Below are 21,564 nucleotides of genomic sequence, written 5' to 3' on the forward strand. Positions count from 1 at the left end.
GGCCGGCGGGGTAGTTGCGGGCGCAGTCCCACCCGACGCCCGCACGGCGTCAGACCACGGAGAAATCGCCGGGCAGCATGGTCCGCCCGGTCAGGGCCAGCAGCACCTGGGCTCCGTCGCCGCGTTCGGCGGCAATCTCCATCGCCAGCCGCCCGGCTTCCAGCTCCACGTTGCGCGGCAGTTCCGCCACCAGGCCGCAGGCCCGGGACAGGTCGAGGGTGTGCACCGCAAGTTCGAAGATCCTGGTGGGCAGGTAGTCGCTGAAGCGCATCCCGCCGGCGGCCGTCTCGATGACCCGGTCCTCGGTCAGCGGCAGCGTGTTTTCCAGCTGGGCCAGCAGCCGGTCGACCATGTCCACCGGGTCCGGGCCCAACTCCTTGCCGGCTGCCATGGCCCGTTCGGTGACGCCGGGATCATTGGCCAGTCCGGTGGCCAGGTAATAGTCAGCGGCCGATTCCACCTGGACTGTCTTGGCGGGGCGCCCCAGGTAGGTCAGCACCGTGGACAGCGCCCGGCTGGTATGTCCGGCGAGCGTCCGGACGCTCCAATCGTCCAGCCCGGGTGCGTTCCATGCGGTCGGCGGCACGTTTGCCAGCACCTCGCGGAAGTACCGGCCCGCGGATAGGAACGTTGCCGCCGATTCGATCATGCGTTCATGCTACGGCCGGCAGGCGGCCCCGACCAGCGCCGCCCTTCGTCCTGACCGATCCGGCGGGAAACGGCCGTCGCGGGTCGTTCAGGCGAGGCGCCGCAGCTCCGGCTTCCAGCCCGCAGCAGGCGCAGCGACGCCTGCGGCGACGTCATCCCAGAGGGCCTGCCAGCCCCGGTGTGCCCTGTTGCCGGCTTCGATCAGCTCGCCAAGTTCCGCTTCAATCTCGGCTTGGCAAGCGTCAGTATCAATGTCGTACCCGTCGATGGATGTGGACATCATGCACGCCTCCTCACAGTAAGCTTCCTTACCGACCCTACGGAGTCCCAGCATATCCCGCTATGGGGAGAACTACCCATCGCCGCTTTGAAGGCACGAATCGGCCGGTCCGCCGGCCTGAATCCGCTGCACTAGGCTTGAAACCATGGCACCCGAGACCCACGCCGAGAGCATTGCACCGATTCTCACTCCGGAAGGCTGGGAACTGCTGAATTCGCTCGGCCCCTATTCCGAAGCGGAAAGCCTGCACACCGGCACCGAGTTGCGCAAGGCCGGCCACTCCCCCGAACTGGTCTCCGCCGCCATGACACAGTCCCGCCTCCGTGCGAAGGCCACGGCGAAGTTCGGTCCCTTCGCGGAAAAAATGCTGTTCACCCCGGCGGGGCTGGAACAGGCCACGCGGCTGAACATCGCGGCCCTGCACGCCCGGCGGTTCCAGACCGCCGGGGTGGAGCACGTCGCGGACCTGGGCTGTGGAATCGGCGCAGACGCCATGGCGCTGGCCAGCCTGGACCGCAGGGTCACCGCCGTGGAACGGGACGAGACGACCGCCGCGGTAGCCACCATTAACCTGATGCCGTGGCCGACCGCGACCGTGGTCAACGCCGATGCGGAGGGACTGGACCTCACCGGGATCGACGGCGTGTGGCTGGATCCGGCGCGGCGGACGACGACGGCCTCGGGCACCACCCGCATCTTCGACCCGGAGGCGTTTTCTCCGCCGCTGTCCTTCGTGGAGAGGCTGGCCGACCGGGGAATGCCGGTGGGGGTCAAGCTGGGCCCGGGGATTCCCCATGAGGCGCTGCCGGACAACTGCGAAGCCCAATGGGTATCCGTCGACGGCGACGTGGTCGAGGCGGCGCTGTGGTTCAACCGGCTGGCGCGGCCGGGCATCCGGCGGGCGGCCTTGGTCACCGGAGCCGGCGGCACCGCCGAACTGACCAGCGCCGTCAGCTACGACCCGGCCAACCAGGACGTGGCCATCGGACCGGCGGCGGGTTACCTGTACGAGCCCGACGGCGCGGTGATCCGCGCCGGGCTGGTGGCAGACCTCGCCCGCGGGCTGGGCGGGCACCTGCTGGATGAGCACATCGCGTATATCTGCGCCCCGCACCTGCAGCCAACGCCGTTCGCCCGGGCATACCGGGTGCTGGAGGTCAGGCCGTACAACGTCAAGAAGCTCAAGGCCTGGGTGAAGGCGAGCCGGATCGGCACGCTGGAGATCAAGAAGCGCGGCACGTCGGTTGCCCCGGACGAGCTGCGCAAGACCCTCTTGACCGGTTCCGGCAAGGGGCCGAACAAGGCGACCCTGGTGCTGACGAGGGTCGGCGAGGACCGGATCGCCATCGTCGTCGAGCCCGTCCCCGCCGCCGGCGCCCGCAGCCGCGAGCGCAGCGCCAGGCCCTGACGCACTAGAATCAAGCTGTGTCTTGGCCCCGCGGCCCCAGCAGACCCATACCTCCGGCGGCAGCCGGTCCAGCCAAAGACGGAGCAACGTTTGTACATCGATTTCGCACGGTCCGCCCAATCCTCCCTCGGGGTTGAGTGGGAGCTGGCGCTGGTGGATGCCCAGACCGGCGAACTGGTCTCGGTGGCCGAGCAGGTGCTGGACGCCGTCCGCGCCGGGCATCCGGAGCTGCGGGACGATGACGAGCACCCGCACGTGAAGCAGGAGCTGCTGCTGAACACCGTGGAGCTGGTCACCGGTGTCTGCAACACCGTCCGCGAGGCCAAAGCGGACCTGAGCAGCGCCCTGGCGGCCGTCCGCGACGTCACCGACCCGATGGGGGTGGAGCTCTTCTGCGCGGGCAGCCATCCGTTTGCCGCGCCGCGGTTGCAGCCGGTCACCGACAAGGAACGCTACGCCAAGCTGATCGACCGCACCCAGTGGTGGGGGCACCAGATGGTGATTTACGGCGTGCACGTGCACGTGGGCCTGGACCACCGGGACAAGGCCCTGCCGGTGTTGGACGGGCTGGTCAACTATTTCCCGCACTTCCAGGCAATTTCCGCCTCCTCCCCCTTCTGGGCGGGAGAGGACACCGGCTACGCCTCGCAGCGCGCGCTGATGTTCCAGCAGCTGCCCACCGCGGGGCTGCCGTTCCAGTTCCCCAGCTGGGCGGTGTACGAGGATTACGTCGAGGACATGTTCACCACCGGAGTGATCGACACGATCAGCGAGATCCGCTGGGACATCCGGCCGGTTCCCGCGCTGGGCACCATCGAGATGCGGGTGTGCGACGGGCTGTCCACGCTGCAGGATGTGGGGGCCGTGGCCGCGCTGACGCAGTGCCTGGTGGACGAGTTCTCCACCGCCCTGGACAACGGCTGGGCCATCCCCACCATGCCGCCGTGGCACGTGCAGGAGAACAAGTGGCGTGCCGCCCGCTACGGCATGGACGCCATCATCATCCTCAACGCCGCCGGCAAGGAAATGCCGGTCACGGAACACCTGCGCGAACACGTGCTGAACCGGCTGGAACCGGTCGCCCGGAAGCTTGGCTGCAGCGACGAGCTGGCAGACGTGGAGAAGATCCTCGAGGCCGGCGCCGGCTACCAGCGCCAGCGCAGGGTTGCCGCCGAACACGACGGCGACCTGCGCGCCGTCGTCCTCGACGTGGTCAGCCAGCTTCGCGGGAGCAACTGAGAGCCCGAAACCGGTCCCGTTTGGTTTCGAACAGGCGTAGGCTCTGCCCCAAGGAAACACCAGAGGAAACAGAGCCGGATGCGGGAAAGGGCTGGGCATGGCCGGGGAAAAGCATGCTGACGACGAGGCGCTGTACCAGGCGGACGCCCCGGTCCCGGAGCAGGACTCCGACGCGCCGCCGCACGCCGGCTCGGCCAGCCTGGATGCCGCCATCGAACCGGACGTCGAGCGCGGGCCCGAGGACCGGCCGGAAGACGGTGCCAAGGACCCGGCGTCCCCCCAGGAACCGGAAGGCGGCTAGGACCGGCCACCTCCGTCTCCGGCCGCACGGTCTCCCGGGCGCTGGCCTCCCCGACGCCTGAGGGCCTTGACCGTTGCTTACCGGGCGTGTGAAGCTTGCGGGCACTCGACTATCCGCTTCCTCAAGGAGGCACCGATGAGAGCCATGGTGTACCGCGGGCCCTATAAGACCCGGGTGGAAGAAAAAGACATTCCCGCCATTGAACACCCCAACGATGCCATTGTCCGGGTGACGCTGGCCGCGATTTGCGGCTCGGACCTGCACCTCTACCACGGCATGATGCCCGATACCCGGGTCGGGATGACGTTCGGCCACGAGTTCATCGGTGTGGTCCACGAGGTGGGGCCGTCGGTCCGGAACCTCGCGCCGGGCGACCGGGTCATGGTGCCGTTCAACGTGTACTGCGGCTCCTGTTACTTCTGCGCGCGGGGCCTGTACTCCAACTGCCACAACGTGAATCCGAATGCCACGGCGGTGGGCGCCATCTACGGCTACTCCCACACCTGCGGAGGCTACGACGGCGGCCAAGCCGAATACGTCCGGGTGCCCTTCGCCGACGTCGGACCCGCCCTGATCCCGGACTGGATGGACGACGAGGACGCCGTGATGCTCACCGACGCCCTGCCCACCGGCTACTTCGGGGCGCAGCTGGGCGACATCGTCGAAGGCGACACCGTGGTGGTGTTCGGGGCCGGACCGGTGGGGCTGTTTGCCGCGAAGTCCGCCTGGCTGATGGGAGCGGGGCGCGTGATCGTCATCGACCACCTGGAGTACCGGCTGGAGATGGCCCGTTCCTTCGCGCACGCGGAGACCTACAACTTCGTCGAGTACGACGACATCGTGGTGCACCTGAAGAAGGTGACGGATGATCTGGGCGCGGACGTGGCGATTGACGCCGTGGGCGCCGAGGCGGACGGCAACCTTGCCCAGCACCTCACCTCCGCAAAGTTCAAGCTGCAGGGCGGCTCGCCCGTCGCCCTGAACTGGGCCATCGATTCGGTCCGCAAGGGCGGGACCATTTCCGTGATGGGCGCCTACGGTCCGATGTTCAGCGCCGTGAAATTCGGGGACGCCCTGAACAAGGGGTTGACGCTGCGGATGAACCAGTGTCCGGTCAAGCGCCAGTGGCCGCGCCTGTTCGAGCACATCCGCAACGGTTACCTGAAACCGAACGACATCGTCACCCACCGCATACCGCTGGAGCATATCTCCGACGGCTATCACATTTTCTCGTCGAAACTCGATGGCTGCATCAAGCCGCTCATCGTGCCGAATGCCGGCTAGGAGACTCCGCGATGCCGTACCGAGCCGAAAAACCCGAGCGCAGGCACACCAGCGAAGAACTCCGCGCCCGGATCCCAGGCTGGGGTGCCGACCTGGATCCGAAGGACCGACCGGCCGTGCCGAAGGAACGCTTCGATCCCGGCGCCACCGGCGCCCACTGGGATTTCCCCGACCGCCAGGAGGAGAAGTGGCCGCGCGAGCGATCCCTTGAGCACCGCATGCTGACGCCCGTCTTCGGCACGTCGACGCCGCCCAAGGGCCTCTCGGGCGCGATGCGGCGCTACTCCTACCGGAAGTACAGCGAGGCGCGGGCGGCCCACTGGATAATCCTGCTTGCCGCCGACCGGGTCGATGCCTGGGAAAGCCACCTCCGCTCCTTCGCGACGCTGCGTCCGGACAATCCCGTCACCGAATCCGGCGTGCGCAGCGAGTTCAGCCATCACGGGCTGGCCTCCCGGACCGGGACGAAGCGTGCGGACCTGAGCCACCAATGGCTCGACCCGGTCATCGTGGCCGGTCCCTGGCTGGCGGCAGGCGGCCTGGCCGCACTGGCGGTCAGGGGCCTGGCCCGGCGCCTGCGCGCCTGAACGCCGACAATCCCCGGCGTCTACTCGACGAGCTGCAGCAGTTCCCGGTTGTCGGCGAAGACCTCCGCGGCGTTCTCCTTGGTGACGGCCTCGGCTTCGGTCAGGTAGGCGGCCACGCTGGTTTCCGCATTGCCGTAAGACTCTTCCTCGTCGGCCTCGGGGGCATCGTCCTGCGCGAACCCTTTGACGACGGTCAGGGCCTCGCCCACCATGGCCGCCGGATCGGCGTAGGTGGTGGCGTACTGCTTGCCGGCCATGATTGATTCCACGGCTTCCGGGGCGGATCCGCTGCCGACGACGACGGCGGAGTCCTGCCCGCCGTCTTCGGTGGCCTGGATGAGGGCCTGAGCGGTGGTGTCGTCGGCGGCCAGAATGCCGTGCACATCGTCGGAGGCATACGCCTCCTGCAACATGCCGGCCAGCCGCTCTGCCGCCGCATCGGGGTTTTCGCCGGCGGTTGCCTCGAAATCCGTCTGCCCGGACAGCACGGCCACGGTGCCGTCGTCGATCTTGGGTTGCAGCACGCTCATCGCTCCGTCGAACGCCAGGCGCGCCCCGCCGTCGTCCGGGTGGCCGCTGAACAGTTCGACGTTGTAGGGTCCTCCGCCCTGCCGTTCGGCCAGCCCATCGAGCAGTGCCTGGGCCTGGAGCTCACCGGTTTGGAAGGCATCCGCGCCCACCAGGTAGCCGGCCGCGCCGGTGCCCGTGACCATGGTGCCGAACGCGATGACCGGGATTTGCGCCTCCTGCGCCGCGGCCAACTGCTCCCCCAGACCTGCCGGGTCTGCCGGGTCCACGATCAGCACTTCCGGTTCACCCTCGAGCATGGTACTGATTTGTTGCTGCTGTTCCGCGGCGGTTTCGGCAACCTGGACGTTGGGTTCGAAGTTCGAGCCCTCGATCTGTTCGGTGAACAGCGCTTCGGCGTACGCGGTGTCGGCGGAGAGGGACACGCCGATCAAGGAGCCGCTCTCGAAGCCTCCGGCGCCTCCGGCTTCCGGCCCCTCCCCCGTCTCTTCACCCGTGCGGGTACAGGACGTCAGCAGGAGCGCGGCCGTGACGGCCACCGCCGCCGGCAGTTTCATTCGTCCGGCAAATGATCCCATGTCGTGTACCTCCGTCGTTCCGCCGTCCGACCGGATGGGAGATTTGTGAGGAAGGGCCGGCGTGCCCCGCCGTGGTTTCAGCCTAGAACCCCGCCGCGGATTGGGATAGACGGTGTGCGTCCTGCGCGGCGGGCCCGGGCCGGATCGCCCTAGAGGTGCACGCTGGTGACCGGCATCGACGAATCCGGAGCGAATTCGAGGCCGGAGGGCCTGCCGCCGGCCATGACCACCTGGGCGCCGAGCGCGGCGACCATCGCTCCGTTGTCCGTGCACAGGGACACCGGGGGCACGCGCAGGGAGATGCCGTGCTCCGCGCAGCGTTCCTCGGTCAGCGCCCGCAGCCGCGAGTTCGCCGCAACGCCGCCGCCGAGCAGCAGGTTGGTGACGCCGTTTTCGGTGCAGGCCAGCATCGCCTTCGCGGTGATGACGTCCGCCACGGCTTCCTGGAAGGACGCGGCGATGTCGGCCACCGGCAGCGGTTCCCCCGCGGCCTCGAACTGCTCCACGCAGCGGGCGACGGCCGTCTTCAGGCCGGAGAAGGACCAGTCATAGCGGTGCGGGCCGGGGGCCTCGGCCGAGCCCATGTATTTGGGCTGGCTCAGTCCGCGGGGGAACCGGATGCGCCTCGGGTCGCCCTCCCGCGCCAGTTTGTCGATCGCCGGGCCGCCGGGATAGCCCAGGCCCAGGATGCGGGCCACCTTGTCGTAGGCTTCACCCGCCGCGTCGTCGATGGTGGAGCCGAGCAGTTCCACGTCGTCGGTCAGGGAACGCACGCGCAGGATCTCCGTGTGCCCGCCGGAGACCAGCAGCGCGCCCAGGTTCTCCGGCAGCGCTCCCCCGTCCAGCACGCCGACGCCCACATGGGCGACCAGGTGATTGATGGCGTACAGCGGCTTGCCGGTGGCCAAGGCAAGGGCCTTGGCCGCACACACGCCGACCATCAGGGCGCCGGCCAGCCCGGGGCCGGAGGTCACCGCGAGCGCGTCCACCTCGCCGAGGGTGACGCCGGCCGTGTCCAGCGCCTGTTCCAGCGTCGGGATGAAGGCGTCGAGGTGGGCGCGCGAGGCGATCTCCGGGATCACCCCGCCGAAGCGCACGTGTTCCTCCATCGAGGAGGACACCGTGTTGGCCAGGAGCGTATCCCCGCGGACGATGCCCACGCCCGTTTCGTCGCAGGAGGACTCGATGCCTACCACCAGCGGTTCGGTGCGATTCATCGCGTGTCCTCCGTCGTCTCGGGTTCGTGGTTTGTCCGGCCGGTCCCGGTGCCGCCGTCGGAGCCGGTGTGGGCATCGGTGCCGGGAGCACCTGCCCAGTCCTTGAGGCGCAGCCGCATGATCAGGGCATCAACGCCGCCCCGGTAGTAACGCGGGCGCACGTGGATCTGCTCGAAGCCGAACCAGCGGTAGAGCCGCTGCGCCCGGGGGTTGTCCGCGCGCACTTCCAGCAAGACGTCGTCGGCCCGCTGGCTGCGTGCCAGGTCGATCAGCAGGGTCAGCAACGTGGTGCCGATGCCTTGCCCCTCGCGCTCGGGGACCACCGCAATGGTCTGCACATCGGCGATCGGCCGCACGCACATCAGCCCGGCGTAGCCGATCACCGTGCCGAGCGCGTCCTCGGCCACGTAGTAGCTGCGGGTGTCCTGTGCCAGTTCCTCGTAGAACATCTCCGTCGGCCACGCGTCGTCCGGGAACAGCTTCCGTTCCAGCGCGTCCACGGCCGGTACGTCGGCCTCGGTCATCGGCCGGATGCCGCCCGCCGGCCGCGGCGTGCGGGCGGTCACAGGGCGCGCTTCCGCGGTCCGGGAACCTTGGCATCGGACTCGCGCAGGTACAGCGGCGTGGTGTCCGGCAGGGCAAGCCCCTTATCCAGGCGGGCGACGGCGGTGCGGCCCAGCGCTTCGGCGGTCGGCTGGGTGCCGCTGTACTCGGTGACGGCCAGCAGTTGCTCCGGGTACAGCCCGGCGCCCATGCCGTAGGCCGGCAGGCGCGGAACATCCGAGGGCGCGCCGACATGCGGGCCGTCGAGCAGTTCGTGCGTGCCGCCGGTACTGCGGTAGCGCGCCCAGTACACTTCCTTGCGCCGGGCGTCGGTGGCCACCACGAACTCGTCCACGCCGGCGCGCCACGCGTCCGTTGCGGCGTCCACGGCGATGGCGTCCAGGCTCATCGCCCCGTGCAGCGGCTTGCCCCAGGCGAAGGCCAGCGCCCGCGCGGTGGCGATGCCGGAGCGCAGGCCGGTGAAGGGTCCCGGGCCCACCCCCACCACCAACGCGTCGATGTCGGTGCCGGTGACGTCCGCCGTCGTCATGATTTTGCTGATTCCGAGGGCCAGCACCTCGGCGTGGGTGCGCGTGTCCTCGGTGGCAAACGCGGCCAGGGTCTCTCCTTGTCCGGCCAGCAACGCGGCGCTGGCGATGGCGGAGGTATCAATGGAGAGAATGAGCACGCGTCAATTTTACTTGAGGGACGCGGGGTGACTTTCGGGCGCCGATCAGGAGGTGCCGGGCCGCGGCCTGGACAGGGTGCCGGGCCGCGGCCGGGACAGGGTGAGGGCCCGACCGGCGGCCGCGGAGGCGGGCCATGTTTTCGGGTCGGCTCTCACGCCTGCGGTGTGCCGGCTTCCTGCGGCGTGCCGGCGATGTTGACCAGCCATTGGATGCCGAACCTGTCCGTGCACATGCCGAAGGTGTCGCCCCAGGGCGCTTTTTGCAGCGGCTCCGTGACGTCGGCGCCGTCGATCAGCTTTTCCCAGTAGCCTCGCAGTTCGGCCTCGTTGTCGCCGCTGAGCGAGAGCGAATGGCTGGACCCGGGGGTGTATTCCATGCTGGCGGGGGTGTCCGCTGCCATGAGCACCAGCCCGCGCTCGGTGGACAGTTGCGAGTGCATGATCTTGTCGGTCTCCGCCGGGTCGTCGCTGGCTTGGAAGTCGCCGAAAGTGTTCAGCGTCAATTCGCCGCCGAACACCGACTGGTAGAACGTCATGGCTTCCCTGGCCTGGTCGCGGAATCCCAGGTACGGGTTCAGCTTGGTCTCCATGGCGGGCCTCCTCGTGGTCTGATGACGCCATCGATTATGGACCTGCGCCCGGGGGCCGTGAAGACCGCGGGCTCCCCCGGGGTCCCCGCCCGGCTAAAATCGCCCGCGCCGATGAAACGGCGGTGTCTGGCCGCCCGGCGGCGCCTCCGCAAGAGGCGCGCGGGGAAAATGTCCTGCGGGTCAGGCAAACATGTACGCGGCCCAGCGCGGCCCGTAGGCGGCCATGCGGATCAGCCGCGGCTCGCCGTCGTCGGGCTCGTCAAAGTCGAGCACGACGCCGGTGCTGCGCTCCGCTGCGGCGGCGCCACCCGGCACGGCGGCGCCCGGTGCCGCACCCTGCGGCCCGGCCGGCGCTCCCTCGGCGGGCCGGTTCGCCAGGTCTGCCCCGGTGGCCCGGACCAGCGAAATGTCCAGCCAGCTCTCGGAGAGGTGCTCCACCCGGCCGCGGCCCCACTCGACCACGGTCACGGCCTGGTCCATGGTGTTTTCCAGGTCGATGTCGTCGATCTCCCCGTCTGACTGCAGCCGGTAGGCATCCACGTGGACCAGGTCCGGCCCGCCGTTCATGCTGGGGTGGCTGCGGACCAGCACGAAGGTGGGGGAAATGATGCCGGGACGGACGCCGAGTCCTTCTCCCAGCCCCTGGGTGAAGGTGGTCTTGCCCGCCCCCAACCCGCCGCTGAGCACCACTAGGTCGCCCGCGCGCAGGATCCTGCCCAGCCGGGCGGCGAGCGCCTGGGTTTCCTCGGCCGAGCCCACGTGGAACTCGCGCTCCCACACCGGCGAGGCCGGTTGCTGCTGCGTCATGGCAGGTGCTCCCCCTGTCCGGTCGGCGTCATCGTTCATGTCAGCGGCGCCTTCATGCCAGCACGGCGCCGGGATCCCCGGCGCTGTCGGTGTTCCGGTCGTCGATCGCCGCCAGCGCCGCCCGGACTTGGGCCGCCGCCGCTGCCTGCTCGGCCGCGGATGCCGCGACTCCGGGTGCCGCGGCCGCCGGAGTGCCGACCTCGCCGCCCTCCCGTTGGTCGGCGGTTCCCGTGTAGTAGCGCGGGACCCGCTGGCTGACGCGGGTGACGATCTCGTAGTTGATGGTTCCGGCGCCCGCCGCCCAGTCCTGGGCGTCCGGGACGTCCCGGCCCGGCCCGAAAACGATCACTTCCTCGCCCACGAGGTCTTTGGCGTCGGTGGTCCTCAGGTCCACCACGAACTGGTCCATGGCCACCCGGCCCACCACGTCATAGCGGCGGCCGCGGATGGACACTTGGACGTTGGCGGCGCTGCGCGGAATGCCGTCCGCATAGCCCAGCGGTACCAGCACCAGCGTGGTCGGCCCGGAGGTGAGGTAGCTGAGCCCATAGGAGACGCCCTGGCCGCTGGGCACCTGTTTGCAGTTGGCCACCCGTGCGCGCAACGTCATGGCCGGAACCAGCCCGAGTTCCTCGGGGGTCTGCCCCTCGAAGGGCGAGAGCCCGTAAATGCCCAGCCCCACGCGGACCATGTCGAAGTGCGCGTCCGGGCGGCTGAGCGTACCGGGCGTGTTGGCCAGATGTCGGACCTCCAGATCCAGCCCCGCGTTCTCGGCCACCGCTACAGCCTCGCGGAAGCGGTCCACCTGCCCGTCCGTCTCAGGCCGGTGCGGTTCATCGGCGACCGCTAGGTGGGAGAAGACGCCGACCACCCGCAGCAGCCCCTGTTCCTGGTACTCCACGGCCCGGTTGATCAGGTCTTCCCAGAGGGCCGGCGGGCAGCCGTTGCGACCCAGCCCGGTATCGATCTTCAGGTGCACGCGTGCCGGCCGTTCGAGCCGCCGGGCCGCCTTGACCACCGGCTCGAGTTCCCAACCGGACACGCCGACGTCGATCCCCGCCTCGATGCCCGCGGCGAAGTCAGTGTCCGGGGTGTGCAGCCAGGCCAGGATGGGGGCATCGATGCCCGCCGCGCGCAGGGCCAGCCCCTCGGTGAAGTGCGCAGTGCCCAACCAGGACGCACCGGCTTCCAGTGCCGCCCGGGCCACCGGGACCGCGCCGTGGCCATAGGCGTCCGCCTTGACCACCGCCATCACCCGGGCGGGGGCCGCGACCTCGCGCAGGTGCCGCACGTTGGCGCGGATGGCGGCAAGGTTGATGACGGCTTGGCGGTCATAGGGCAACGGTGACGTTGTAGAGCTCACGGATCTATTCTCCCATCCGAAGCATGCTTCCGGCTGAAGGCCTGCGCCGCGGAGCGCAATGCACCGCGGCGAGCGCGGTCAACGATCTTCGGCCCGAGCGCAGGTTCAGCCGCCAGGGCTTGTGGTTAGCCCTTGCTGGCACAATACAAGCAAGGGCCGCGTCCCGGGCTGCGGGCGGCCGATCGTTATGCAATGTCAATCGTTCGGGGGAAGCAGTGGCAACACTTGCCATACTGGGCGGCGGCGGGTTTCGGGTGCCGCTGGTCTACCGCGCGCTGGCCAACGGATCCGCGGCCGGCCTGGTGGACCGGCTGGTGAGCCACGACGCCGACGCAAGCCGCCAGCAGGCGATCGTCCGGGTGCTGGAGGACGCGCCCTTGCCCGGGGGCGGCCGACCGCCGAAGATAGAGTCCGCCCGGGACCTGGATAGCGCCCTGGCCGGCGCCGACGTCGTTTTCTCGGCCATCCGTCCCGGCGGCACCCTGGGCAGGACGCTGGACGAACGCGTGGCAACCCGGCTGAACCTGCTGGGCCAGGAGACCACCGGCGCTGCCGGGATAGCCGCGGGCCTGCGCGCTGTCCCCGCCGCCCTGCACATCGCCCGGCGGATGCGCGAGCTTTGCCCCGGCGCGTGGCTGATCAACTTCACCAATCCCGCCGGGCTGGTCACCGAAGCCGTCCTGCCGCTGCTCGGCCATCGGGTGGTCGGAATCTGCGACACGCCCCTCGGGCTGGTGCGCCGCGCGGCGAGGGCCGCCGGGGTCACGCTGAACCGCGGTTCGCTGGCGGGCGTGGACTATGCGGGCCTCAACCACCTGGGCTGGCTGCGCGGGCTGGAGCACGAGGGCCGGGACCGGCTTCCCGGTCTGCTCGGCGACCCGGGGCGGGTCCAGTCGTTCGAGGAAGGCCGGATCTTCGGCACGCGCGAACTGCAGGTGCTCGGTGCCATTCCGAATGCCTACCTGTTCTATTACTAATTTCGCCGGGAGGCCACCCTGGCCCTGGCCGGCGCCGCCCAGACCCGCGGCGAGTCCATACACGAATTGCAGCAGGAGTTGTACGCCAGGCTGCAGGCTTCCGGAACCCCCTACGCGGACTGGGAGGACGCCCTGCGCCGCCGCGAGGAGGGCTACCTGTCCGAGGCCCGCGACATCGGCGTCGCGCGCGACGAACAGGACCTGGCCGCCGGCGGCTACGAGCAGGTGGCCCTGGACGTGATGCGCGCCCTGCTGTCCGGCGAGCGCACGGAACTGATCCTCAACGTCCGCAACGCCGGCACCATCCCGCAGCTGCCGGACGACGCCGTCGTCGAGGTGCCGTCGGTGGTCGATGCGGACGGCGCCCGTCCCCTGCCGGTGAAGCCTTTGACCCTTCACCAGGTTGGGCTGATGACGCAGATCAAGGCCGTGGAGCAGGAGGTCATCCGCGGCGGGCAGGGAGACCGCGCGGCGGCCCTCCGCGCCTTCATGATCCATCCGCTGATTACCTCCGGCCATGTGGCCCACCGCCTGCTCGCGGCCTACGAACAGGCCCACGGATACCGCTGGAGCTGACAAGAGATCGCCGCCTCCGGCCGGCCGGTCAGGCTGGCCCGTCGGGGAGGCTGGCCCGCCGGGGCCGCACGTGGCAGGGTGAGGGCATGCCCACCGAGGACGATGTGCGCCGCCTCTGCCTGGCCCTGCCCGGCGTCACCGAGCGGCCCAGCTGGGGCCAGCCAGCCTGGTTCGCCAAGTCGCTGATGGCGCGGATGTGGGAGCCGGGCGTGCTGACCGTCAAGTCCGACGAGCGCGACGCCCTGGCCGCGACGGCCCCGGACGTCTTTTTCTGGACCCCGCACCACGAGCGTTCGCCGCTGCTGGTGCTGATGCTCCTGGACAAAGTCGAACCCGGCCATCTCGAAGAATTGCTCGACGAATCGTTCCGGCTCGCCGGAGGCCGGCACAGCCGCTGACCTGCGCGGCCGCCCTGCGGCGGGACCGTGCCCGTCCGGGGCCTTAGCGCGCCCCGGCGGGCTGCGCCTCGACCCGCTCGGGCCGCCGGCCGTGCTGCACCAGCTGGGCGCCTTCCACATCCACGTCCGGGAGCACCCTGTCCAGCCAGGCCGGCATCCACCAGGCCGCCTTGCCGAACAGGTGCATCGCCGCCGGGATCAGCGTCATCCGCACCACGAACGCGTCCAGCAGCACGCCCAGGGCCAGCGCGAAGCCGATCGGCCGGACCATGGTCAGGTGGGAGAAGATGAACCCGGCGAACACGGAGACCATAATGATCGCCGCGGCCGTGACTACCTTGGCGCCGTGGTTGAAGCCGCTGACCACGGCGGCCCTGGCGTCCTCGCCGTGCGCATAGGATTCGCGCATGCCCGAGACCAGGAACATCTGGTAGTCCATCGCCAGGCCGAACAGCACGCCAATCATGATCATCGGCAGGAAGCTCAGGATCGGCCCGGGGTCGTGGACGTCGAAGACGCCGCCCAGCCAGCCCCACTGGTAGATCGCCACCACGGCGCCGAAGCTGGCACCGAGTGACAGCAGGAAGCCCGCGGTGGCCAGCAGCGGCACCAGGACGGAGCGGAAGACCAGCAGCAGCAGGATCAGGGAGAGCCCGATCACGATGGCCAGGTAGACCGGCATGGCGTCCGCCAGCTTGTCGGAGACGTCGATCTGCATCGCCGGCTGCCCGGTCACGGAGATCGCGACGCCGGTCTCCCGCTCGAGTGCGCCGGCCTGCGCCCGCAGGTCGTGGACCAGCTCCTCGGTGCTTTCGGCGGCCGGGCCTTCTGCGGGAATGACCTGGAGCACGGCGGTGCGCCCGTCCCCGCTGGTGCCGGTCGGAACGGCCGCGGCGACGTGGTCCATCGCCCGCAGCTCCTGCGAGAGCCGCAGCAGCGCCTCGTCGGTCGCGGTGCCTTCCAGTACCGCCGGGAGGCCGGCCACCACGATCAGCGGGCCGTTGATTCCCTCCCCGAAGCTCTCGCCCAGCTGGCGGTAGGACTGGTAGGCCGTCGAATCCGCCGGCTCGGAGCCGCCGTCCGGCAGGCCCAGCCGCAGCTCGGCGGCCGGCACCGCCATCGCGCCCAGCACCGCCACGCCCGCGACCAGCGCGAGCCACGGGTGCTTCGTGACCGTCTCGCCCCAGCTGCGCCTGGGATCGTTGTGGAAGTCCGCCTCCCGCGCCGTGGTCTCCGCGTCGGCGGCCACCGGGCCGGGCAGGCCGGCCCTGGCCCACGCGCGTCGGGAGAGGATGCGCCTGCCCATGATGGCCAGCATCGCCGGGGTCAGGGTCAGGGCGACGACGACGGCGACCGCCACCGTTGCGGCTCCGGCCAGTCCCAGCACCGTCAGGAACGGGATGCCCGGCACCGCCAGCGCGGCGAGGGCGATGATCACGGTGAGCCCGGCAAAGAGCACTGCGTTGCCGGAGGTCCCGGTGGCCCGGCCGATCGATTCGACCAGCGGCACGCCGGAGAGCAGCTGAGTGCGGTGGCGGTTGACGATGAACAGGGAGTAGTCGATGCCCACGGCCAGGCCCAGCATCAGCGCCAGCACCGGCGAGACCGAGCTCATCTCGATGACACCGCTGAGCGCCATGGTGCCGCCCACGCCGACCCCGACGCCGACGATCGCCATCAGCAGCGGCAGTCCGGCCGCGATGAGCGTGCCGAGCATGAGCACCAGCACGGCGGCGGCCACGGCAATGCCGATGATCTCGGCTGCTCCGAACAGGCTGGAGATGTCTTCGACGATGTCCTTGCTGTACTCCGCCCGCAGGCCCGGCACCAGGCCGGCCTCGGTGACCTGCTGGACCTGTTCGCGGTCCTCCTTGGAAACCTCCATCATGCCCTGCTCGAACTGGACCTGGACGAAGGCGGCCGAGCCGTCCCCGGATACGAACCGCAGCCCCTCGGAGGACTGCTGCCGCAGCTTCCCCGCCTCCAGATCGGCGACGCCTGACTCGTACTCCGCCCGGCCGTCTGCCAGCTGCCGCTCGGCTTCCGCCAACCGAGCCTGTGCCGTTTCCAGCTGCGCGCGCTGCGGCTCCAGCCGGGCACGCGCCTGCTCGGCCATCGCTGTCTGGCCGGCTGCTTCCAGCTGCCCGATCTGCGCCTCGGCCGCCTTCAGCTGCTGCAGGCCCGGCTCCAGCTGCGCCTTGCCCTCATCCAGCTCCGCCTGGGCGTCCTCAAGCCGTTGCGCGGCGGCTTCGAGCTTCTCTTCGCCGTCGGCGATCGTCCGTGGCGCATTGTCCAGGGCGGTCTGCAGTTCCACCGGGTTCGTGGCATTCTTGACCGCGTCCAGCTTCGTCAGGTCCGCGGCAATGGCCGCGATGGCGTCCTGGTGCCCGACGGTGAACGCGCGGCCGTCCGCCGTCGTGAACACGATCGTGCCGAGGCCGCCCGAGGCGGCCGGCATTTTCTCCCGCAGGTCGTCCGCCACTGCTTGGGCGGGAGTGCCGGGAATGGTGAAGCTGTTGGAGAGGGTGCCCATGAAGGCAGCGACGGATCCGCCGACGGCGACCATGACCACCAGCCACGCGGAGACGAACCACCAGCGTTTCCGCGCGGCGAGCTTACCGAGTCTGTAGAGCAGTGAGGCCATGGGGTCAGTCCTTGGGATGGGGGTTGAAGCCGCTGCGCAGCATGTCAAGGCTCTCGAGCAACTGCTGGCGGAAGGCCGACGGTTCGGGTGCCCCGCCGGCGGGGGTTTGGGTGGCGGCCATGCGCATGGCCGCCTGCGCGCAGGCGATCAGCGAACCGGCAAGCGCCGTGACCATGAGTTCGCCGGCGCTGTCCGGCAGGCGGGGGCGCAGCCCGTCTTCGAGTGACTGCCTGGCCTGGCTCCAGGCTTGCAGTTGCACGCGCTCCAACTGGGCGTCGTCGACACCCATCTGGTAGATCTCGCACAACAGCGCAAGCCGGCCCTGGCTGATCTCCCCGCCGAAGGTGGCGAGGACCGCGTCCATGATCGGTTCGTCGTTCGGCCGCTCGTCGAGCCGCCTGAAGGACTCTTCCAGGAATTCTTCCACCGGCCGCGTGACCGCCGCTTCGACGGAGGGGAAATAGTTGAAAAAGGTCCGGCGCGAAACTCCCGCCTCTGCTGCCACCTGGTCCACCGTGAAACCGCCCGGACCCTGCTCCCTGGTCAGCCGCAACGCGGCTGCGGTGATGGCGCCGCGCGTTGCCGCCTTGTTTCGTTCACGGAGCCCTTCCAGGGGCACCGAAGTTTCTGCGCTCATCCGGCCAGTGTAGAGCCCAAGTTGCACAGCATGCAAAATTGCCTTGGGTGCATGATATTTCAGGTGTGGCCGGGTCCTCGGCTAAATTTAGTGGGGATGCCCCTCCCCGTAGGACACCCCCTGGCACCTTGCCGACGCCGACTAATCTCCTAGGACGTTCATGTCTCCCCGCACCCTGTTCCGCACCGTCGCCTTCGCCGAGGCCGTGACGTGGACGCTGCTGTTGCTGGCCCTGCTGCTGCGGGCGCTGGTGCCGGAAGCACGCCTGGCGGTCAGTATCGCGGGCGGCCTGCACGGCTTTGTTTTCCTCTGCTATGTCGTCAGCACCTGCTTCACGTGGGTGAACCAAAGGTGGTCTGCGGGCCGCGGCATCCTGGCCGTGGTCTCCGCCGCCATCCCGTTTGCGACGATTCCCGTGGAGAAGTCGATGGACCGCAACGGCCTGCTCGGCGACGTGTGGCGGCTCGGCGCCGGCGGTGACGCGCCGCGCGGTTTCCTCGAGAAGCTGCAGGCGGCAGTGCTCGCCCGCCCGTTGGCGGCCATCGCCGCCGTCGTCGTCGCCGTCGCCGCCGTCTTCGGCTTCCTGCTCTACATGGGTCCGCCGGATACCTGGTTCGCCTAGAACCGGATCACAACCCGACCACAGCGGCGAGGAGCCGCCGGCGCCGTTTTCGGGCCGGCGGCTCCTCACTGCCGTTTTTATCTCCTAGTGGTGGCCGTTGTCGTCGTCGTCGCACCGGAACTTGACGCGGTCGCTCGATACCCATCCGTCGGCGCGGCTGTAGCTGACCGCCTTGTACGTCTTGCCGCACTTCAGGTCATCACCCCGGACGGTGAAGTCGCCGTCATCGGTCCGGACGCGGAAATGATCCACGACCTTATGCTTGGAGACGTTGATGATCCAGACGTGGACGCGGTTCGCCTCGTAGCCCTCGCCCCTTACCCGGTAATCGCCGTCATCATAAATGCGCAGCGACAGCTCGGCGTCGCCGTTGCCGTTGCCGTGGTCACCTTTGTCTTCGTGGGAATGCGAAGCAGGCACCGCCACGCTGCTGGCACCGGCCGGTGCCGCCAGGCCGATTGATGCGAGAAGTCCCAGGAGTACGCCGGTCACCATCAACCACACGCGCAGTCTTGCTGAAGTTTTCATTACTGAGAGTGCTTCCGTGCTTTTACGGGAGGCCAGGAACGCGGAAGGCGCGTCCGCCTGTCATCGATGAGCGGCCTGGCGGGGCCCCCCGGCTTCCTATCGCCGCTGCCGCTCACTGGTGCCGGAAAAAAGACGGGACTGCCCCCGGCCCAACAGAAGTTACTTGAGGTTGCCATCCCTCGGGAGGATCCTGCCTCCGGTGCCCCGCACCCTGCCCCAAGGTGCGGTTGGCACGTCTACAGCGTAGTGGAAACAGGTATCGCCGGGTACCCCGTCACGCGGTTTTTCCGCGCTGGATCCTCTCGGCGGGAGCATCCCCCCGTCAGCCCTTCGGCTTCCAGATGTTGATGTCGGAGTCCACCGCGAACCGGTTGATCGCGTCGGCTTCCTCGGTCGTGAAGTCCAGTTTGGCCACGGCGGCGAGGCTGTCCTCCAGTTGCTGCACGCTCGAGGCCCCGATCAAGGCCGAGGTGACCGGGGCGCCCTTGGGTTGCCGGCGAAGCACCCAGGCGATGGCCAGCTGCGCCAGTGACTGGCCGCGGTCCGCTGCCAGCTGGTTCAGTTCGCGGACGCGGTCCAGATTCTCGTCGGAGAGCATCTGCGGGAACAGCGACTTGTCCTGCGCGGCGCGGGAGTCTCCGGGGATGCCGTTCAGGTAGCGGTCCGTGAGCATGCCTTGGGCAAGCGGCGAGAACGCGATGCAACCCATGCCTTCGTCCGCCAGGACTTCCAGCAGGTTCGGGCTGCCGCCTTCCACCCAGCGGTTGAGCATCGAGTACGAGGGCTGGTGGATCAGCAGCGGGGTCCCCAGCGCGCGCATGATCCGTGCCGCCTCCCGGGTCTGCTCGGCGGTGTAGGAAGAGATGCCCGCGTACATGGCCTTGCCGGAGCGGACGGCTTGGTCCAGCGCGCCCATCGTCTCCTCCAGCGGCGTATTCGGGTCCGGCCGGTGGCTGTAGAAGATGTCCACGTAGTCCAGGCCCATCCGCTTCAGCGAGGCGTCCAGGCTGGAGAGCAGGTATTTGCGCGAACCCCACTCGCCGTACGGGCCGGGCCACATCAGGTAGCCGGCCTTGGTGGAGATCACCAGTTCGTCCCGGTAGGGCAGGAAATCCTGGCGCATGTGCCGGCCGAAATTGGTTTCGGCGCTGCCCTCCGGCGGGCCGTAGTTGTTGGCCACATCGAAGTGCGTCACCCCGAGGTCGAAGGCCCGGCGCAGGATGGCGCCCTGCACTTCGAACGGCTTGTCGTCGCCGAAGTTGTGCCAGAGGCCCAGCGAGACGGCGGGCAGCTTCAGCCCGCTGCGGCCCACCCGGCGGTAGGGAATGTTCTGGTACCGGTTCTCTGCAGCCTCATACGCCATCCCCTCATCATGCCATCGTGCGGCTACCGGTTCCGACCGGCGATGATCCTGCCCACAACCGCGGGGAGGACGGCGCTGATATCGGAGGCGGCCAGGGGTGCACCCGGTGACGACGACGGCGCTGCCCGCCTTCCGGCGCGTCCGCGGCGGTTCTCCGACTCCAAAGGCTGCGGCTGCGCCCCGCCGTCCCGCCCTACGCCGTCCCGCCCCGATGCCTCCGACGCGGCGAGCCCGTGCAGGCAGGCAGCCATGGCAGCGACCACCGCCCCGTGCTCGGCCGCGGCGAAACCGGCAGCGTCCAGGTCCTCGGTCCGGATGGTCGCCGCGAGCGCTCCGAGGATCCCGGCCAGCGTGTCGCCCGAACCGGCCGTGGCCAGCCATACGGGCCCGTCGTCCTGGCTGAACAGGGCGCCGTCCGGTGCGGCGATCACCGTCACGGAGCCCTTGAGCAGCACGGTGGCCCCGGTGAGCCCGGCGGCCAGCGCGGCAAACTCCGCCGGGGCCGCTTCGATGTGCTCCCGGTCGGTCTCCACCCCCTGGGCTGAGAGGATGCGCACCAGTTCGCCGGCATGCGGCGTCAGGACCACCCGGGGTCCGGGCTCTGCGGGCAGCACGTCAAAGGCACCGGCGTCGGCAATCACCGGCAGCCCGGATGCCAGGGCGTCCCTGGCGCGCTGGCGCTGCTCCGCGTCACCGTCGGTTCCCGGTCCCACCAGCCACGCCTGGACGCGCGAAGCGGCGACGGACTCCTGCGAGCAGACTGCTTCGGGGGTCAGCACGTTGATCTGGCGGCACACCTCGGCCGCGCCGAGATAGCGGATCATGCCCACACCGGTGGCGGCGGCGGCCTGGGTCGCGAGCAAGGCGGCCCCGGGATAGGACGCAGATCCGGCGGCGACGCCGAGCACTCCGCGGGTGTACTTGTGGTCGGTTCGGCGCGGCACGGGCCACAACCGGGCCAGATCCTGTACCTGGAGCCGCCGCAGCCGCGGCGGCGGAAGGAGGTCCCCGATGCCGATGTCCACCGTTTCCACCCGGCCCGCGAGCGCCGCCGCGGGATCCAGCAACAGGCCGGTCTTGGCTCCGCCGAAGGTGACCGTGAGGTCAGCCGGCAGCACGGGGTGGTTCACCTCGCCGGTCTCGGCGTCGACGCCGCTGGGCAGGTCGCACGCCACGACCCGGGGGCGGCGGCGGCCCGGACCGGGCTCCGGCTCCGGCCCCGGCTTCGGTTCGAGGACCGCCTGGACCAGCTCCAGGGCCGGTCCCCGCAGCGCCCCGGACGCGCCGGTGCCCAAGATCCCGTCGACCAGCACGTCGGCGGCACAACAGGTCGCGGCCGCCTCGCGGATGGCCCGCGCGGCCTCGCCTAGCTGCGGAGCCGTGGGTACCTCCGGGGCCCGGCGGGCCGGGTCCTCGCCGGCTCCCTCCGCCGCCAGCCGCAGCACGGATCCTCCTGCCCTCTCGAACGCGGCCAGCGCCGCCGCATGCACCCGCTCCGAGGTGAGCACCGCCGTCGCCGTGGCGCCGCGGCGGGCCACCGAAGCAGCGGCGAAGAGGGCGTCGCCGCCGTTGTTGCCGCTGCCGGCCAGCACCACCAGCCGGGCACCATAGACCCGGCCCCGGACGCGCTTCAGTTCCCGGACGACGGCGGCCGCCAGTCCGGCCGCGGCGCGGGCCATCAGCAGCGGCCCCTGCCCGGCGTCCAGCAGCGGCCGTTCGGCGGCGCGGATGTCCTCCGGAAACCAGGCGCGGATCATG

Annotated in this window: 21 protein-coding genes and 1 pseudogene; 8 read left to right on the plus strand and 14 right to left on the minus strand. The window is 69.8% G+C overall.

Annotated elements, in window-relative coordinates; all coding sequences use genetic code 11:
* Positions 1 to 49: 49 nt before the first annotated feature.
* Both AC5RUP_RS08240 and AC5RUP_RS08245 read right to left on the minus strand, forming a co-directional pair.
* On the minus strand, positions 50 to 649 hold the full coding sequence (locus AC5RUP_RS08240) for a maleylpyruvate isomerase N-terminal domain-containing protein (protein ID WP_494153522.1): 600 nt from the start codon (positions 647 to 649) through the stop codon (positions 50 to 52).
* A gap of 87 nt (positions 650 to 736) precedes the next feature.
* Positions 737 to 931: a hypothetical protein gene (locus AC5RUP_RS08245; protein ID WP_494091637.1), complete on the minus strand. Its 195-nt coding sequence runs from the start codon at positions 929 to 931 to the stop codon at positions 737 to 739.
* Between the two features lie 142 nt (positions 932 to 1,073).
* Between AC5RUP_RS08245 and AC5RUP_RS08250 the strand changes: the two genes are divergently transcribed.
* The 5 genes from AC5RUP_RS08250 (at position 1,074) to AC5RUP_RS08270 (ending at position 5,747) form a co-directional block, all read left to right on the plus strand.
* Positions 1,074 to 2,336 carry a THUMP-like domain-containing protein gene (locus tag AC5RUP_RS08250; protein ID WP_494153523.1) on the plus strand — a complete coding sequence of 421 codons (1,263 nt, stop codon included), beginning with the start codon at positions 1,074 to 1,076 and terminating at the stop codon, positions 2,334 to 2,336.
* A gap of 90 nt (positions 2,337 to 2,426) precedes the next feature.
* Positions 2,427 to 3,575, plus strand: coding sequence for a glutamate--cysteine ligase (locus AC5RUP_RS08255; protein ID WP_494025465.1), 1,149 nt, complete (start codon positions 2,427 to 2,429; stop codon positions 3,573 to 3,575).
* A 97-nt stretch (positions 3,576 to 3,672) separates the two neighbouring features.
* Positions 3,673 to 3,876, plus strand: coding sequence for a hypothetical protein (locus AC5RUP_RS08260; RefSeq protein ID WP_494153524.1), 204 nt, complete (start codon positions 3,673 to 3,675; stop codon positions 3,874 to 3,876).
* Between the two features lie 135 nt (positions 3,877 to 4,011).
* On the plus strand, positions 4,012 to 5,160 hold the full coding sequence (locus AC5RUP_RS08265; protein WP_494153525.1) for a zinc-dependent alcohol dehydrogenase: 1,149 nt from the start codon (positions 4,012 to 4,014) through the stop codon (positions 5,158 to 5,160).
* 11 nt (positions 5,161 to 5,171) lie between these two features.
* A complete protein-coding gene (locus AC5RUP_RS08270; RefSeq protein ID WP_494091632.1) occupies positions 5,172 to 5,747 on the plus strand; it encodes a hypothetical protein in 576 nt (191 codons plus the stop codon).
* A 20-nt stretch (positions 5,748 to 5,767) separates the two neighbouring features.
* On the opposite strand, the gene AC5RUP_RS08275 is transcribed toward AC5RUP_RS08270, so the two are convergent.
* The 7 genes from AC5RUP_RS08275 to alr all read right to left on the minus strand — a co-directional run bounded on the left by AC5RUP_RS08275 (position 5,768) and on the right by alr (position 12,061).
* Positions 5,768 to 6,853, minus strand: a complete 1,086-nt coding sequence (locus tag AC5RUP_RS08275; protein WP_494153526.1) for a substrate-binding domain-containing protein — start codon at positions 6,851 to 6,853, stop codon at positions 5,768 to 5,770.
* 149 nt (positions 6,854 to 7,002) lie between these two features.
* Complete coding sequence (gene tsaD, locus AC5RUP_RS08280) at positions 7,003 to 8,070, minus strand: tRNA (adenosine(37)-N6)-threonylcarbamoyltransferase complex transferase subunit TsaD (RefSeq protein ID WP_494025461.1); 1,068 nt, start codon at positions 8,068 to 8,070, stop codon at positions 7,003 to 7,005.
* Entirely contained in the window at positions 8,067 to 8,594 is a 528-nt protein-coding gene (rimI, locus tag AC5RUP_RS08285) for a ribosomal protein S18-alanine N-acetyltransferase (protein WP_494153528.1), read from the minus strand. The genes tsaD and rimI overlap by 4 nt, the downstream gene beginning before the upstream one ends.
* A 38-nt stretch (positions 8,595 to 8,632) precedes the next feature.
* Positions 8,633 to 9,301 (minus strand): tRNA (adenosine(37)-N6)-threonylcarbamoyltransferase complex dimerization subunit type 1 TsaB, encoded by a 669-nt coding sequence (gene tsaB, locus AC5RUP_RS08290; RefSeq protein ID WP_494153527.1) that lies wholly within the window; start codon positions 9,299 to 9,301, stop codon positions 8,633 to 8,635.
* A gap of 152 nt (positions 9,302 to 9,453) precedes the next feature.
* Entirely contained in the window at positions 9,454 to 9,891 is a 438-nt protein-coding gene (locus AC5RUP_RS08295; RefSeq protein ID WP_494012659.1) for a VOC family protein, read from the minus strand.
* 180 nt (positions 9,892 to 10,071) lie between these two features.
* Positions 10,072 to 10,737, minus strand: coding sequence for a tRNA (adenosine(37)-N6)-threonylcarbamoyltransferase complex ATPase subunit type 1 TsaE (gene tsaE, locus AC5RUP_RS08300; RefSeq protein ID WP_494158444.1), 666 nt, complete (start codon positions 10,735 to 10,737; stop codon positions 10,072 to 10,074).
* Between the two features lie 13 nt (positions 10,738 to 10,750).
* Positions 10,751 to 12,061, minus strand: coding sequence for an alanine racemase (gene alr, locus AC5RUP_RS08305; RefSeq protein ID WP_494158445.1), 1,311 nt, complete (start codon positions 12,059 to 12,061; stop codon positions 10,751 to 10,753).
* 215 nt (positions 12,062 to 12,276) lie between these two features.
* Here alr and AC5RUP_RS08310 point away from each other — a divergent pair.
* Together AC5RUP_RS08310 and AC5RUP_RS08315 are read left to right on the plus strand one after the other, a co-directional pair.
* A pseudogene (locus tag AC5RUP_RS08310) lies at positions 12,277 to 13,614 on the plus strand (family 4 glycosyl hydrolase).
* Positions 13,615 to 13,700: 86 nt separating this feature from the next.
* Positions 13,701 to 14,012, plus strand: coding sequence for an MmcQ/YjbR family DNA-binding protein (locus AC5RUP_RS08315; protein WP_494132042.1), 312 nt, complete (start codon positions 13,701 to 13,703; stop codon positions 14,010 to 14,012).
* A gap of 43 nt (positions 14,013 to 14,055) precedes the next feature.
* Here AC5RUP_RS08315 and AC5RUP_RS08320 read toward each other — a convergent pair whose 3' ends face one another.
* Entirely contained in the window at positions 14,056 to 16,656 is a 2,601-nt protein-coding gene (locus tag AC5RUP_RS08320; protein ID WP_494158446.1) for an MMPL family transporter, read from the minus strand.
* Positions 16,657 to 16,660: 4 nt separating this feature from the next.
* The gene (locus AC5RUP_RS08325; protein ID WP_494154652.1) at positions 16,661 to 17,293 is read right to left on the minus strand and encodes a TetR/AcrR family transcriptional regulator; all 633 of its coding nucleotides are present in this window, start codon (positions 17,291 to 17,293) and stop codon (positions 16,661 to 16,663) included.
* A gap of 160 nt (positions 17,294 to 17,453) precedes the next feature.
* Here AC5RUP_RS08325 and AC5RUP_RS08330 point away from each other — a divergent pair, with 160 nt between their 5' ends.
* Complete coding sequence (locus AC5RUP_RS08330; protein ID WP_494154651.1) at positions 17,454 to 17,915, plus strand: DUF3817 domain-containing protein; 462 nt, start codon at positions 17,454 to 17,456, stop codon at positions 17,913 to 17,915.
* An 84-nt stretch (positions 17,916 to 17,999) separates the two neighbouring features.
* Here AC5RUP_RS08330 and AC5RUP_RS08335 read toward each other — a convergent pair whose 3' ends face one another.
* From AC5RUP_RS08335 to AC5RUP_RS08345, 3 genes are all read right to left on the minus strand, one after another.
* Positions 18,000 to 18,443 carry a hypothetical protein gene (locus AC5RUP_RS08335; RefSeq protein WP_494154650.1) on the minus strand — a complete coding sequence of 148 codons (444 nt, stop codon included), beginning with the start codon at positions 18,441 to 18,443 and terminating at the stop codon, positions 18,000 to 18,002.
* Positions 18,444 to 18,765: 322 nt separating this feature from the next.
* Positions 18,766 to 19,806, minus strand: coding sequence for an L-glyceraldehyde 3-phosphate reductase (gene mgrA / locus AC5RUP_RS08340; protein WP_494154649.1), 1,041 nt, complete (start codon positions 19,804 to 19,806; stop codon positions 18,766 to 18,768).
* Positions 19,807 to 19,829: 23 nt separating this feature from the next.
* Positions 19,830 to 21,563 carry a bifunctional ADP-dependent NAD(P)H-hydrate dehydratase/NAD(P)H-hydrate epimerase gene (locus AC5RUP_RS08345; RefSeq protein WP_494158447.1) on the minus strand — a complete coding sequence of 578 codons (1,734 nt, stop codon included), beginning with the start codon at positions 21,561 to 21,563 and terminating at the stop codon, positions 19,830 to 19,832.
* Position 21,564: the final 1 nt, after the last annotated feature.

The organism is Arthrobacter sp. Y3223151, from assembly GCF_059091125.1.